The 14,771-nt window shown below is 70.7% G+C and carries 14 protein-coding genes; 10 read left to right on the forward strand and 4 right to left on the reverse strand.

Annotated features, from left to right (window positions below; genetic code table 11):
* Positions 1-32 precede the first annotated feature (32 nt).
* Entirely contained in the window at positions 33-794 is a 762-nt protein-coding gene (locus OO70_RS01065) for a DeoR/GlpR family DNA-binding transcription regulator (protein ID WP_043662582.1), read from the reverse strand.
* An 89-nt stretch (positions 795-883) separates the two neighbouring features.
* On the opposite strand from OO70_RS01065, the gene OO70_RS01070 reads away from it, so the two are divergent.
* Both OO70_RS01070 and OO70_RS01075 read left to right on the forward strand, forming a co-directional pair.
* Positions 884-2,074, forward strand: a complete 1,191-nt coding sequence (locus OO70_RS01070) for an MFS transporter (protein WP_043663472.1) — start codon at positions 884-886, stop codon at positions 2,072-2,074.
* 81 nt (positions 2,075-2,155) lie between these two features.
* Positions 2,156-2,794 (forward strand): HAD family hydrolase, encoded by a 639-nt coding sequence (locus tag OO70_RS01075; protein ID WP_043662583.1) that lies wholly within the window; start codon positions 2,156-2,158, stop codon positions 2,792-2,794.
* On the opposite strand, the gene OO70_RS01080 is transcribed toward OO70_RS01075, so the two are convergent.
* Positions 2,781-3,194 carry a hotdog family protein gene (locus OO70_RS01080; RefSeq protein ID WP_078651186.1) on the reverse strand — a complete coding sequence of 138 codons (414 nt, stop codon included), beginning with the start codon at positions 3,192-3,194 and terminating at the stop codon, positions 2,781-2,783. The genes OO70_RS01075 and OO70_RS01080 overlap by 14 nt on opposite strands.
* On the reverse strand, positions 3,191-3,676 hold the full coding sequence (locus OO70_RS01085; protein WP_078651187.1) for an FAS1-like dehydratase domain-containing protein: 486 nt from the start codon (positions 3,674-3,676) through the stop codon (positions 3,191-3,193). The genes OO70_RS01080 and OO70_RS01085 overlap by 4 nt, the downstream gene beginning before the upstream one ends.
* Before the next feature lie 130 nt (positions 3,677-3,806).
* Between OO70_RS01085 and OO70_RS01090 the strand changes: the two genes are divergently transcribed.
* The 8 genes from OO70_RS01090 (at position 3,807) to OO70_RS01125 (ending at position 13,808) form a co-directional block, all read left to right on the forward strand.
* Positions 3,807-4,685, forward strand: coding sequence for an alpha/beta fold hydrolase (locus OO70_RS01090; RefSeq protein WP_199827223.1), 879 nt, complete (start codon positions 3,807-3,809; stop codon positions 4,683-4,685).
* A 31-nt stretch (positions 4,686-4,716) separates the two neighbouring features.
* On the forward strand, positions 4,717-7,044 hold the full coding sequence (locus OO70_RS01095) for a CaiB/BaiF CoA-transferase family protein (protein WP_043662585.1): 2,328 nt from the start codon (positions 4,717-4,719) through the stop codon (positions 7,042-7,044).
* Entirely contained in the window at positions 7,041-8,558 is a 1,518-nt protein-coding gene (locus OO70_RS01100) for a crotonobetainyl-CoA--carnitine CoA-transferase (RefSeq protein ID WP_043662586.1), read from the forward strand. The genes OO70_RS01095 and OO70_RS01100 overlap by 4 nt, the downstream gene beginning before the upstream one ends.
* Before the next feature lie 50 nt (positions 8,559-8,608).
* On the forward strand, positions 8,609-9,046 hold the full coding sequence (locus OO70_RS01105) for a Fur family transcriptional regulator (RefSeq protein ID WP_043662587.1): 438 nt from the start codon (positions 8,609-8,611) through the stop codon (positions 9,044-9,046).
* Positions 9,047-9,080: 34 nt separating this feature from the next.
* On the forward strand, positions 9,081-11,291 hold the full coding sequence (gene katG / locus OO70_RS01110) for a catalase/peroxidase HPI (RefSeq protein ID WP_043662589.1): 2,211 nt from the start codon (positions 9,081-9,083) through the stop codon (positions 11,289-11,291).
* 122 nt (positions 11,292-11,413) lie between these two features.
* Positions 11,414-13,015 (forward strand): serine/threonine-protein kinase, encoded by a 1,602-nt coding sequence (locus tag OO70_RS01115; RefSeq protein WP_043662591.1) that lies wholly within the window; start codon positions 11,414-11,416, stop codon positions 13,013-13,015.
* Positions 13,016-13,024: 9 nt separating this feature from the next.
* Positions 13,025-13,477, forward strand: a complete 453-nt coding sequence (locus OO70_RS01120; protein WP_043662593.1) for a flavodoxin family protein — start codon at positions 13,025-13,027, stop codon at positions 13,475-13,477.
* 100 nt (positions 13,478-13,577) lie between these two features.
* The gene (locus OO70_RS01125; protein WP_043662595.1) at positions 13,578-13,808 is read left to right on the forward strand and encodes a chaplin; all 231 of its coding nucleotides are present in this window, start codon (positions 13,578-13,580) and stop codon (positions 13,806-13,808) included.
* A 69-nt stretch (positions 13,809-13,877) separates the two neighbouring features.
* Here OO70_RS01125 and OO70_RS01130 read toward each other — a convergent pair whose 3' ends face one another.
* Positions 13,878-14,552: a hypothetical protein gene (locus tag OO70_RS01130; protein ID WP_043662596.1), complete on the reverse strand. Its 675-nt coding sequence runs from the start codon at positions 14,550-14,552 to the stop codon at positions 13,878-13,880.
* Between the last annotated feature and the right edge of the window lie 219 nt (positions 14,553-14,771).

Raw genomic sequence — 14,771 nt, forward strand, 5'->3', positions numbered from 1 at the left:
GCTCCCAGGTCCTTCAGTGGGGAACGGCCTTGTCAGACGGCCTTGACGACGGTCCCGGTGCCTTCGAGGGAAGCAACCTCGTCGGAGGGCGCCGTGGTGTCGGTGACCAGGGTGTGCAGGAGCGTGGAGGGGCCGACGTAGGCGTACGCGGTGTGGCCGAGCTTGCTGCCGTCGGCGGCCACGATGATGCGGCGCGTGGCGGCGATGCCGGCCTTCTTCACGGCCGCGTCGTCGAGGTCGTAGGCGGTCAGGCCCTCGGCCGCGCTCAGACCGCAGCAGCCCATGACGGCGGTGTCGAAGCGGAGTGCCGCCAGGGACGCGAGGGTGAGGGGTCCGGTGAGGGCTCCCTCGGCGGCCCGGGGCTGCCCGCCGGGCACCATCAGCGTGGCCGGGCCCGGGCCCTCGCCGAACACATGGATGGCCTGCAACGACATGGGCATCACCGTGACCGGCCGCCGGCGCAGCAGGTGGGCGACCTCCAGGCAGGTGGTGCCGCTGTCGAGGAGGACGGTCTCGCCGTCGGCGATGAGTGAGGACACCTCGGCCGCGATACGGCGCTTGGCGTCGACGGCCTCGTGAGCGCGCAGCGCGAAGGGCGGCTCCTCGCCCCTGAGCAGCAGGGTGCGCGCCCCGCCGCGGACGCGCTCCAGGACACCCTGCGCGGCGAGCGCGTCGAGGTCGCGCCGGATGGTCATCTCGGAGGCGCCGGTCAGTTCGACCAGTTCCTGGACCGTGATCCGTCCCGACTCCCTGACGGCCTGCGCGATCGTCCCGTGCCGGTCTGCGTTGCTCATACCGCGATTGAACACCTCACGAAACGAACATGCAATGTGTGCGAAGCGACAGTATTCAATCACACCGAATGTTCGTTACGATCGTCAGCATGAGTCATTCGCTCCGAGCCGCCCGAATAGCGACCTTCGTCTACTTCAGTCTGTGCGGCACCCTGATGGGCACCTGGGTGGTGAACATCCCCGCCATCGAGGAGCGCGTGGGCATCAGCCACGCGACGCTCGGGGGGCTGCTGGTGCTGCTGGGGCTGGGAGCCTTCATCGGAATGCAGGTGGCCGGGCGGCTGACCGACCGTCTCGGGGCGCGCACGGTCGTCCCCGCCACCGCCGTGCTGTGCAGCGCGGCCCTGGTGCTGCCCGGCCTGCCCAGGGAGCCGTGGGCGCTGGCAGCCGCCCTGCTGGTCTTCGGGTTCTGGAACGGTTGCCTGGACGTGAGCATGAACGCCCACGCCGTGCACGTGGAGAAGGCGTACGGCAGGCCCGTCATGTCGGCCTTCCACGCCACGTTCTCCGTCGGCGGTGTCCTCGCCGCGCTGGTCGGAGCGGCTGCGGCGAGCGCCGGTCTGAGCCCGGCCGCGGGCATGGCCACCATGGGAGCCCTCGGCATCGTGATCGCCCTGGTGTCGGCACGCGCCCTGCTGCCGATCGCACCCACCGCCCCTGCGGGGCAGGTCGAGCACGCGCCGGCCGCCGAGCGGCGCGGCGTCGGCAGACGCATCTGGATCCTCGCCGCCCTCGCCCTGATGGTCATGCTGTGCGAGGGAGCCGCCAACGACTGGAGCGCGCTGCACCTGAAGGACGTCCTCGGCGCCCCCGCGAGCATCGCCGCCTTCGCGTACGGCACCTTCGCAGCGACCATGACCATCGGCCGGCTGCTCGCCGACCGCCTCGTCGCCCGGTTCGGGTCCATGGCGATCCTCAGATATGGCGCTGCGACGGCCGCCGTCGGCATCGCGATCGTGACCGTCTCACCGTGGATATGGGCCGCGTTCGCGGGATGGGCGTTGTTCGGTCTGGGGTTGTCAGGCTGTGTACCGCAGCTGTTCAGCGCGGCCGGGCACGCTGACCCCGCCGCCGCAGGGGCCAATGTCTCCCGCGTCGCCGGTCTCGGCTACGTCGGCATGCTCGCCGGCCCCGCCGCCATCGGCTGGCTGACCCACCTCGTCGCCCTGAACCACGCCTTCGTCCTGCTGATCCTGCTGTGCGCGATCACCGCCGTGGCCGCCGGGGTCCTGCGGACCGGATCCGACCGCCCGCGCGAGATGGCGGCAAGCGGCAGCTGACCGCCTGTGCGGCACGGCTCACTCCGTGCCGCACAGGCTTCTCCGCCCGCCCCGGCCGCCAGAATCGGAGGAACCCCCACCATGCCCACCGACCGCAACATCGTGCTGTTCGACCTCTTCGGGGTCATCGCCCACCACCAACGCCCGGGCGCCCAGGGCAAGATGGCCGCCCGTTGCCACACACCCACCGACGCCTTCACCGCGGCCTACTGGTCCTGCCGCCCGCCCTACGACGCCGGTCAGCAGTCCGCGCCCGAGTACTGGACCGCCGTGCTGCGACAGCTGTCCCGGCCCGCCGACGCCGACACCATCGAGGAACTGCGCCTCACCGACATCGACAGCTGGTCACGCGTCGACGACCGGATGGTCGCCTACGTCCAGTCCCTCCGCGACGTCGCCGAAGTCGCCCTGCTGTCCAACATCCCCTCGGACCACGCGGACGCCTTCCTCGCCGCGCAGCCCTGGCTGCACCACCTGGACCACCTGGCGTTCTCCGGAAAGATCAGAGCGGCGAAACCGGACCCGGCGGCCTTCCAGCACTGCGTCACCGCCATGCGGGCCGCCCCGGCCGACTTCCTCTTCGTCGACGACCGCGAGGAGAACGTACGCGCCGCGCAGGCCATGGGCATGAACGGACACGTCTTCACCGACCCCGACGAACTGGCAACCTTCATCAACGCCTGGCTGCCGAAGCCTTCGGCCCGGCTCACCCCGGGATGACCACCGCCCGCCCCCGGCAGCACACCACCCCACCGGCACCGCACCGCTCGACCAGATCCAGAGTGACCGCACCACTGCTCACGTCCACCGACTGCACGGTGCCCGTCACCACCAGCCGGTCACCGACGTACGCCGGCGCCCGGTTCCGCCACGCGACCTCCCGCACCCGCCCACCCTCGCCCGCGAACTCCGCGGCGGCACGGTGGAACAGACAGCCGTGCAACTGAGCCATGACGACCGGCCCGTCCAGCCCCTCCGACCGCGCGAACTCGGTGTCGTAGTGGATGCGATGGGCATTGCGGGTGACCGCGCCGAACCGCAGCAAGGTGATCGCGTCGGGTGTCAGCTCGACGGGCAACACCGCCTGTCCCACGACGACTTCGCGCACAAGGCCCGTCACCGGACGATGAACCTCTCCGTGACCTCCACCAACGTCCCCCGTGCCGAGCCGTACACCTTCTCCACGGTGAGCAGCAGGAAACCCTCCCCAACACCCTTGCGTTCCACGGCAGTCAGCGCACGCCGCAGGTCGATCAGGTCACCCGCCCGCACCTCCCCGACCCAGCGCACGTCCTGACCACCCGCCATCAGCCGGACGTCGAGCCCGTCGGTGCCGGGCACCTCGTCGCGATACATGCCGTCCGGCCGGAACTCCGACGCGTCGGCCCCGGGTGCCCCGCGCAGCAGACTCACCACGTACATCGGATGGACGACGAAGTCGTCGCGAGCGGGATCGACGAGCTGCTGCGCGTGCTCTCCGGCCGCGCGCGCGAACTCCGCCGCGTCCTCGGCCCGTACGACCCCCAACGACCGCCGCTCCCACCTCCCCACCGACGCCAGGGCCCGCTCCTCGGCCAGCTCCAACACGGCGTTCCCGACCACGAGTTGCCCTCCCTCCCTTCCGTCCGGTGCCCGGACGGTAGAGACCACCCGCCCCCGGCCGCCACGGAACCGGCCCGCTCAGCGGACCGTTCCGCTTGGGCGGGGTGCGCCGCCGTCCCACCATCGGGACATGGACCTCATGGACATCCAGGCGCCCCCGGAAGGCGCCTACGCGGAAGCGGACGGCGTCAAGTACCACTACGTCGAACTGGGGGAGGGCAGTCCCTCGGTCAGTCCCACGGTCTTCCTGCACGGCGGCGGCCCCGGCTGCACCGGCTGGTCGGACTTCGGGCAGGTGGCACCCCTGTTCGCGAGTGACCGCCGCTGCCTGCTCGTCGACATCCTCCAGTACGGCAAGTCCGCCAAGCCCGTCATCGAGGGCCCCATGTGGGACTACCACGCGGCCAAGACAGTCGCGCTCCTCGACGAACTCGCCATCGACCGCGCCGACTTCGTCTGCAACTCGTGGGGCGGCACCATCGCCCTCAACCTCGCCGCCAAATACCCCGAGCGCGTACGCTCGTTGGTGATCACCGGCAGCATGCCCGTCTTCTACGGCCCTCTCGCGCCCCTCCCAGAGGGTGGCCGCCGTGGCCGCAACGCCCGCGATGTCTACTACGGCGGCACCGGCCCCTCGTGGCAGAAGATGCGTGAACTCATCGCGCGGCTCGAGTGGTTCGACCCGGATGCCATCCCCGACGGCACCGTGACCCTGCGCTACGAACAGAGCCTCGACCCCGAGGAGACCGCCCTCGCCGGCGCCTCCGACAACCCGCGCGGCGACTGGCAGGACCTCACCGCCGAACTCGGCCGGATCGCCGCGCCGACGCTCTTCCTGTGGGGCATGCAGGACGCGTTCCTGACCCCGGACTACCCGTTGATGCTGGCCCGCATGATCCCGAAGGGCAACCTGCACGTGATGAGCGAGGCCTCCCACCACCCGCAGGAGGAACGGCCGTACGACTACCACAGCGTCGTCTCGGGCTTCCTGAACCAGCAGCACAGCTGACCCCGCACCACCGACTCTCCGGGGAGGAGACGTGAGCGAGACCGTGCCGCGCGTCGTCGAACTGTCCAGCCCCTTCACCCGGTTCGCCGGCCGGCTGCTGGTCGGACTCGGCTACGAGGTCGTGCTCGTCGAGCCACCGGAAGGCGACGAGACCCGACGCGAACTCGACGGCGACGCGTTCGTCCACTGGCACGCGGGCAAACGATCGGTCGTCCCCGCCTCGCCCGAAGAACTGCGCGGTCTGCTGGCCGGCGCCGACGTGCTGCTCGACGGGAGTCCGGGCGGCGCCGAGGCGCTCGTCGAAGGGCTCGACGACCTCGTGCACGTGCGCGTCACCCCCTTCGGCCTGCTCGGCCCGCGCAGCGACTGGCAGGGCACCGACCTCGTGGTGGCCGCGCTGGGCGGCATGCTCGCCCAGGTCGGCGACCCCGACGGCCCGCCGCTGCGACTTCCCGAGCAGCAGGCCGAGCAGCTCGCGGGCGTCAACGCGGCCATCGCCGCCCTGCTCGGCCTGCGCGCCCGACGTGGCGGCCGGGGGCAACTCGTCGACGTTTCCGCGCAGGCGTGCGTGGCGGCCGCACTGGAGGCCGGAACGCTCGCCTACCTGCACGAGGACCGGGTTCCGCCACGCCCCGGCAGCGTCCATCCCCTCGTCCCACACGGGCTGTTCCGCGCCGCCGACGGCTACCTGGGCGGCGGACTCGGCGGCAGCCCCCGCATGTGGGACGCGCTGCTCGACTGGCTCCGCGAGGAGAACGCGGCGGCCGACCTCACCGAACCGCGCTGGCAGGACCCGGTCGAACGCAAGAAGCACCAGGAGCACGTGTTCAAGGTCGTCCAGGACTTCGTGGGCATGTGGCCGAAGGCGGAGTTCGCGGAACAGGCCCAGGCCAGGAAGCTGCCCTGGGCCGCCGTCGACCTGCCCCACGAACTCCCCGACAACCCCCAGCTCACCGCCCGCGACTTCTTCACCCGGGTACGGACACCGGAGGGTGAGCGGAACGACCTCGGGTTTCCCTTCGCGTTCCCGGAAGGCCACCGGGTACGGGAGTTGGACGTTCGGGGCGTGGGCGCGGACCAGGATCTCCTCGACGCCGAAGATGCGGGACCTCGCCCCCCGCGCGCGACCCCGGCCGAGCGGGCCCCCGCGCTCCCCGCCCTGCACGGCATCCGCGTCCTCGACCTGACCTGGGTCCTCGCCGGCCCGTACTGCACCAAGGTCCTGGCCGACCACGGCGCCGACGTCATCAAGGTCGAGTCCATGGGCCGCCCCGACCCCACCCGCTTCGCCCCCTTCATGCACCTCTCGCGCGGCCCCCACACGGACCCGAACACCAACGGCTACTTCAACGAGGTCAACCGCAACAAACGCAGCATCGCGCTCGACACCCGGACCGAGGACGGCATCGCGGTGCTGCGCGACCTCATCGCCCACTCCGATGTCCTCGTGGAGAACTTCAGCTCCACGGTCATGCGCAAACTCGGCCTGGGCTACGAGGAGTTGTGTCGCATCAACCCGGACCTCGTCTACGTCAGCATGTCGGGCATGGGCCACACCGGACCGCGCAACGGCTGGGTGTCGTACGCCGACACGGTCTCGGCGAGCGCGGGCCTGACCGGCCTGACCGGCTGGGGGCCGGACGACGTGGTCGGGGTGATCTACGGCCACGGCGACATCGTCGCGGGACTGCAAGCCGCCCTCGCCACGGTCGCCGCGCTGGAGCACCGCGCCGCCACCGGACGCGGTCAGCACGTCGACCTGTCCCAACTCGAGGCAATAGCCGCCCACATGGGCACCAGCCTCCTCGGTGGACCGGCGGTGACACCGAGCGGCAACACCCACCCGAACTGGAGCCCGCAGGGCGTCTACCGCTGCCTCGGCATCGACCGCTGGCTGGCGGTGAGCGTGCGCGACGACACCGAATGGGCGGCGCTGTGCGAGGTGATCGACCGCCCGGAACTCGCCACCGACGAGCGGACCAGGACGGCCGAGGCGCGCAGACACGCGACGCACTTGGTCGACGCCGTGCTGGGGGAGTGGACCCGCACGCTGCCCGCCGACCTCGCCGCCGAGTCGCTCCAGGCCCGTGGCATCCCGGCCGGAGCCGTGCAGGACGGTCGTGAACTCGTCGAGCACGACCCGCAGTTGAGAGCCCGTGGCTTCTATGTGCGCAAGGAACATCCGGTAGCGGGAGCCTTCCTCCACGAGGGCGTCCCGATCCGCCTCACCCGCACACCCGGCGCAATCCGCGAGGCCGCGCCCGTACTCGGCGCCGACACCGACGCCGTACTGAAGGAGGTGGCGGGAGTCTCGACGGAGCGCATCCAGGCACTCCGGGAGGCCGGAGTCCTGCGGTGATCGACACCATCCCCGGCCTCCTCGACGCGGCGGCCGGGGAGTTCGGCGAGCGGCCCTTCCTGCGGGTGGGGGAGGTGACGCGGACGTACGCGGAGGCCCGTACGGCCGCTGCCACGATGGCGGGAGCGCTCGCGGAGCACGGGTGCCGGCCGGGCGACCGCGTCGCCGTCATGGCCGGCAACCGGATCGAGATCGTCGACCTCGTCCTCGGCTGCGCCTGGCTGGGAGCGGTGCTTGTCCCGCTCAACACCGGTCTGCGGGGTGGCGGGCTCCGGCAGGTGCTGCGTGCTGCGGAACCGCGATTCCTGTTGGTGGAGGAGGAGTTGGCGGAGCGTGTCGTAGCGGCCGGATTTCAGGGGGAGTTGTGGGTCGTGGGCGGGGACGGCGTACCGGCGCCGGGTGCGGCCCCCGCCGTACCGTCGGCCCAAGTGCGCCCGGACGACACCGCCTTCGTGCTGTTCACCTCGGGAACCACGGGAGCGGCACGCGGTGTGCGCTGTCCGCACGCGCAGACCGTGTGGTGGGGTCGTACCGTCTCGGACTCGCTCCAACTCACCGCCGACGACGTGCTGTACACGTGCCTGCCGCTCTTCCACACCAACGCGCTGAACACCCTCGCGCACGCGATGTCCGTGGGCGCGAGCTGTGTGATCGGCGAGCGGTTCTCCGCCACGCGGTACTGGGAGCGGGTGGCCGAGGCCGGTGCCACCGCCGTCTATCTGCTGGGCGCGATGGTGCCCATGCTGCTGGCCCAGGCGCCGAGCTCCGCCGACCGTGCGCACCGGGCCTGGCGCGGGCTTTCCCCGGCCACCCCCGGTTCCGCGTGGGAGCCCTTCCGGGAGCGGTTCGGAGTCGCGCTCGTCGACGGGTTCGGGTCGACGGAGACGAACCTCGTCATCGGGTCGACGCCCGGGGAGCAACGGCCCGGTTACCTCGGTACCGTGCGCGACGGCTTCTCCGCGCGGGTGGTCGACGAGCGGCTCGATCCCGTTCCGGACGGGGTCGCCGGTGAACTGGTGGTCCGTAGCGGACTCGAATTCGCCTTCTGCACCGGCTACTTGGGGGAGCCGGTGCCCGGACCCACCGCATGGCGGCGGACCGGGGACCGGGTGGTGCGTGAGGCCGACGGGTGGTTCCGGTTCGTCGACCGGATCAAGGACGTCATCCGGCGGCGCGGCGAGAACATCTCCTCGCAGGAGGTGGAGTCCGCCGTCCGCTCACACCCGGCGGTCGCCGACGCGGCGGCCTTCCCGGTGCCCTCGGAGCTGGCCGAGGACGAGGTCATGGTCGCGGTCGTCCTCGCGCCCGGGCATGTGCTGGACCCCGCCGACCTCGTACGGCACTGTGCGGACGAACTGCCGCCCTTCGCCGTGCCCCGGTACATCGACACCGTCCGTGAGCTTCCGCTCACCGAGACCGGCAAAGTTCGCAAGGGCGTACTGCGGGAACGTGGAGTCACCGCCACCACCTGGGACCGCTCCATACCGGCCACACCGGCACGACATCTAACTTGAACTGTTTGTTTTCTTGAATCACTCGTGTTTATGGCTGTAGGTTGAGCGCCATGACCGCATCCCAGCATCCGACCACCGCCGAGGAGCTGCGCGGTGCCGGCCTGCGGGTGACGGCAGCCCGCGTCGCGCTGCTCGAGACCGTCCGGCACGGTGACCACCTCGATGTCGAGGCGGTCGCGTCCGGGGTCCGTGACCGCGTAGGACACATATCGCTTCAGGCCGTCTACGACGCCCTCCACGCGCTGACCTCGGCCGGACTCATACGCCGTATCGAACCGGCAGGCAGCCCCGCCCGCTTCGAAGGACGTGTCGGCGACAACCACCACCACCTCATGTGCAGGTCGTGCGGTGTCGTCGCCGACGTCGACTGCGCGGTCGGCGAGGCACCCTGCCTGACCGCCGCCGACGACCAAGGCTTCTCGATCGACGAGGCCGAGGTCATCTACTGGGGCCTGTGCCCCGCCTGTACCGCAGCCCCCAGTTCCTGAGCCACGTGTTCCACCCCGTTTTGGAAGGATTCCCATGTCTGAGAACCACGACGCAATCGTCACGGACGCGAAGTCGGAGGACGCCGGGGGCTGCCCCGTCGCGCACGGGCGCGCCCCGCACCCGACCCAGGGCGGCGGCAACCGTCAGTGGTGGCCGGAGCGGCTCAACCTGAAGATCCTCGCCAAGGACCCGGTCGTCGCGAACCCGCTCGGCGCGGACTTCGACTACGCCGAGGCGTTCCAGGGTCTCGACCTCGCGGCCGTCAAACAGGACATCGCCGAGGTACTGACCACCTCGCAGGACTGGTGGCCGGCCGACTTCGGCAACTACGGCCCGCTGATGATCCGCATGGCCTGGCACAGCGCCGGCACCTACCGCATCAGCGACGGCCGCGGCGGTGGCGGCCGCGGTCAGCAGCGCTTCGCGCCGCTGAACAGCTGGCCGGACAACGGCAACCTGGACAAGGCCCGCCGTCTGCTGTGGCCGGTCAAGAAGAAGTACGGCCAGTCCATCTCCTGGGCCGACCTCATGATCCTCACCGGCAACGTCGCGCTGGAGACCATGGGCTTTACGACCTTCGGCTTCGGCGGCGGCCGCGCCGACGTCTGGGAGGCCGACGAGGACGTGTACTGGGGTCCCGAGACCACCTGGCTCGACGACCAGCGCTACACCGGCGACCGTGAGCTGGAGAACCCGCTCGGCGCCGTCCAGATGGGCCTCATCTACGTCAACCCCGAGGGCCCGAACGGCAACCCGGACCCGCTGGCCGCGGCCCGCGACATCCGTGAGACCTTCCGCCGGATGGCGATGAACGACGAGGAGACCGTCGCCCTCATCGCCGGCGGCCACACCTTCGGCAAGACCCACGGCGCGGGCCCGGCCGAATCGGTCGGCGACGACCCCGAGGCCGCCCCGCTTGAGCAGCAGGGCCTGGGCTGGAAGTCCACCTACGGCACCGGCAAGGGCGGCGACGCCATCACCTCCGGTCTTGAGGTCACCTGGACCACCAAGCCCACCCAGTGGAGCAACGACTTCTTCGACATCCTCTTCGGCTACGAGTGGGAGCTCACCCAGAGCCCCGCCGGCGCCAACCAGTGGGTGGCCAAGGACGCCGAGGCGATCATCCCGGACGCCCACAGCGACGCCAAGAAGCTCCCCACGATGCTCACCACCGACCTCTCGCTGCGCTTCGACCCGATCTACGGTGAGATCTCGAAGCGCTTCCACGAGAACCCGGCGCAGTTCGCGGACGCCTTCGCCCGCGCCTGGTACAAGCTGACCCACCGCGACCTGGGCCCGAAGTCCCTGTACCTCGGCCCGGAGGTCCCCTCCGAGACCCTGCTGTGGCAGGACCCGCTGCCGCAGGCCGACGGCGAGACCATCGACGCCGCCGACGTCACGGCCCTCAAGGCGAAGATCCTCGCCTCGGACCTGACCGTCTCGCAGCTCGTGTCCACCGCGTGGGCGTCCGCCTCCACCCACCGGGGCAGCGACAAGCGCGGCGGCGCCAACGGTGCCCGCATCCGCCTGGAGCCGCAGCGCGGCTGGGAGGCCAACGACCCCGACCAGCTCGCTCAGGTGCTGCGGGTCCTCGAAGGCATCCAGCAGGAGTTCAACTCCGGCGCCAAGAAGGTCTCCCTGGCCGACCTGATCGTCCTCGGCGGTGCCGCCGCGGTCGAGAAGGCCGCCAAGGACGGCGGCGTCGACGTGGAGGTCCCCTTCACGCCGGGCCGTGTCGACGCGACCGAGGAGCACACCGACGTCGAGTCGTTCGCCGCGCTGGAGCCGACCTCCGACGGCTTCCGCAACTACCTCGGCAAGGGCAACCGCCTTCCCGCCGAGTACCTGCTGCTCGACCGCGCGAACCTGCTCACGCTGACCGCCCCCGAGCTGACCGTCCTCGTCGGCGGCCTGCGCGTCCTGGGCGCCAACCAGGGCCAGTCCACGCACGGTGTCCTCACCGACAAGGTCGGCACGCTGACGAACGACTTCTTCGTCAACCTGCTCGACCTGGGCACCACTTGGTCGTCGACCTCCTCGGACCAGCAGACCTTCGAGGCCCGTGACGCCTCCGGCGCGGTCAAGTGGACCGGCACGCGTGCCGACCTGGTCTTCGGCTCGAACTCCGAGCTGCGCGCGCTCGCCGAGGTCTACGCGAGCGACGACGCGAAGGAGAAGTTCGTGAAGGACTTCGTCGACGCGTGGGTCAAGGTCTCCGACCTGGACCGCTTCGACCTCGTCTGAGCTTGAGTCCTACGGGAACGCACCACTGACGTCCGGGTCGGCCCTCACGGGTCGGCCCGGACGTTTCTCAACCTCTGAACTCGACGCACAGGCGTGCACGTTCGTCACATAAGCTCCTCCGCATGAACGAGGGGGAACCCGACAGACGGGTCGTCGACGGCCGCTTCGAGCTGGAGTCCCGGCTCGGCGGCGGTGGCATGGGCACGGTGTGGCGCGCCCAGGATCTGCTGCTGCACCGCTATGTCGCGGTCAAGGAGGTCCGGCCGCCGGACATCGACCTCGCCGAGTACGACCCCGCCGCCGCGGAGATGCTCCGCCAGCGGGTCCTGCGCGAGGCGCGCGCCCTGGCCAGGGTCGAGCACCCGAACGTGGTGACGATCCATCACATCGTCGACGGCGGCGAGGGCACCTACCCCTGGCTCGTCATGGAACTCGTCCAAGGCGGCTCCCTCGCCGACAGGTTGGCCCGCGGACCGATGGCCCCCGCGGAGGCCGCCCGGCTCGGACGCGGAGTGCTCGACGCCCTGAACGCGGCGCACGAGGCGGGCGTCCAGCACCGCGACGTGAAACCCGCCAACGTCCTGCTGCGCACCGACGGCCGCCCCGTCCTCACGGACTTCGGCATCGCCGCCATCCGCGACGCCACCGCCCTCACCGCCACCGGCTCCATCATCGGCACGCCCGACTACATGGCCCCGGAACGGGTCTCCGGCCACAGCGGCGGACCGTCCGCCGACCTGTGGTCGCTGGCGATGATGCTCTACGTCGCGGTTGAGGGCTACCACCCGCTCCAGCGCGGTACGACCCTGGCCACGCTGGCCGCCGTACTCCAGGAGGATGTTCCGCCACCGGTGCGGGCCGGATCACTGACGCCGGTGCTGTCGTGCGTGCTGGTCCGTGATCCCGAGGCACGGCCGGACGCGGGGACGGTGGGCCGGATGCTGGACGTCGCTGCGACACAGCCCGAGGACCGGCGCCCGGAGACCACCTCGTACCGGCTCGCACCCCCGGCGCCTCCGTCGCTGCCGCCTACCAGTGGCATGCAGACGACGAGTCGGCGACGCCCGGCGAAGCGGAACCGGGGCGTCACGGTTGCCTCCAGCGTCGTGGCCGTACTGCTGATCGGCACGCTCGCCTGGAAGGTGCTGCCGAACGGGAACGCCAAGAACAACACGGGGTCGTCGTCCGCGGGCGCCGCCGGTCAGACGCAGCAGCAGACGACGCCCACCGTCTCGGCGAGCAAGAGCAGTGCCGCCGTGAAGACCCAGGACATGCTCACCCCGGACGGTATCCGCACCGCGATCAAGGCCTTCAAGGACAAGACGGGCAGTGACCGGTTCGCCAGCCTCTCCGTCTACCCGGGGTATGTCATCGCGGATGTGATGGTCAAGGGCAGCAAGACCAAGTACGACAGCTACACCTACCGCTCCGGCACCGGTTTCGACGACCTCTTCGACGACAAGGGCACGCTGCCGGGCGGAGACCAGCCGGTGAAGCTGGACGACTTCGACTGGGACGTCGTTCCCACCTTGCTGAAGCGCGCGAACAAGGACCTGAAGGTCGAGAAGCCGACGAGCCGTTACCTGCTGCTCCGGGTGCCGAACACTGTCGACGGCGAGGCGGTGGGCATGGCGATCTATCTGAGCGACGACTACGGCTCCAGCGGTTTCATGGAGGCAACCCCGCAGGGCAAGGTGACCAGGGTGGAGCCGGCCGACGGGTAGTTTCAGCACGTGCCCACCCTGCTGATCGTCCATCACACCCCCTCGCCCCACTGCCAGGCGATGTTCGAAGCCGTCCTCGCCGGAGCGACGACCCCGGAGATCGAGGACGTGCGGGTCGTACGGCGTGCCGCCCTGTCCGCGACCGTGTCGGACGTACTTGCCGCCGACGGCTATCTCCTGGGCACACCCGCGAACCTCGGCTACATGTCCGGCGCGCTCAAGCACTTCTTCGACCAGGTCTACTACCCGTGCCTGGACGAGACGCGCGGCAGGCACTTCGGGTACTACGTGCACGGCGGCAACGACGTGACGGGGGCCGTGCGGGGCATTGAGTCGATCACGACCGGGCTGGGCTGGCGGCGCGCGGCGGACCCGGTGACGCTCACCGGCGAGCCGGACAAGAAGGGCATCGAAGCCTGCTGGGAACTCGGGGCCACGGTCGCGGCCGGTCTCACGGCCTGAGCGGGCGGCCGCCACCCGTTCGGGCGCCGAAGAATGTCGTGACCCCGGGGAGCACCCTCAGCTTGGAGGGACATGCCCCTCCGAGTGACAGGAGTTCTTCATGAGGAAGCGTCTGACGGCCGCGGTGGGTCTGGCGGGTGCGGCGTTGCTGCTGTGTGCCGGTACGGCGAGCGCGGACCCCGACCCGGCCGGTGTCGCCGTCGACAGCCCGGGCGTGCTCTCCGGAAACGTCGTCCAGATCCCCGTCGACCTGGACCTCAACGTGTGCGGCAACTCGATCAACGTCGTCGGTCTGCTGAACCCGGCGGCGGGCAACCACTGCGAGGGCTGACCGGCCGTACCGTGAACGAGCCGTGGGCTCTGTGCCTGCGGCTCGTTCCGCGTGTCGGGGGACGTCGTGTCAGGGAACGTCGGTCAGCCGGTCCAGGGGCGTGCCGTGGGCCCAGCGCCGTAATCGCGTGCCGTCGATGAGCTGGACGCCGCCCTGCCGTCGCGCCCACTGCACGTCACGGCGGCTGAAGGTCCCCCGGTGGACGACGAGGCGTAGGTGCGGCCCGGAGCTGGCCGAGCGCGCGGATCGCGTCGGAGTCTCCTCGTCGGGCAGTGGCTCGGCGACCGGCCGGAAGGCCACCTCCAGACGGTGACCGAGCCGGTTGCGTGCCCGGACCCGGGGTTGGCCCTGCGCGTCGGGCCGGGCGAGCGCCCGCCAGCCGTCACGGCGCAGCATCCGGGACACGGCCAGGGCGAGCCCCTCCACATCCAGGTCGGCGATCTCCTCGGCCGTGTAGAAGCCCAGACGGCGACGGGCCAGCGGGCGGTGGTGCCGGACCATGCCCGCCGTGATCAGGGCGAGCAGCGCCAGCCCGGCGACGAGCGCGCCGGTGCCGTAGGTGCGGTACGCCACGGCGAGACCGGCCACGATCCCGCACACAACGAGGGCTACGACGACGAGGGCGGGCAGCACCTCGTGGAGTACGGGGCCGTAGCGTCCTTGGGCGCGCAGCGCACGGATCGCCTCGCGGCGTCGCGCACGGCGCGAGGCGCCCTTCTGTTGCCCCTGTTGTCTCTGCGTCACCAGAGCCAACTCCCCCCACCCCCAAGCGCGTTGGCGTCTGCGGTAGGGATACCCGCGAGAGGGGGTCCATGCGCGCAGGGAAGGGAACCGGCCACCAAACCGGCCGAACTGTTTCGGGGGCTGCCCTGCGCCTTCGGGCGGCGAACTCATACCTGCCAACCTCTGGCCCCCAGGACTTACCGACCGGTATACAAGGCCAGTTGAACGAGAGACGACCGC

It is taken from the genome of Streptomyces xylophagus (genome assembly GCF_000716435.1).
GTDB lineage: Bacteria > Actinomycetota > Actinomycetes > Streptomycetales > Streptomycetaceae > Streptomyces > Streptomyces xylophagus.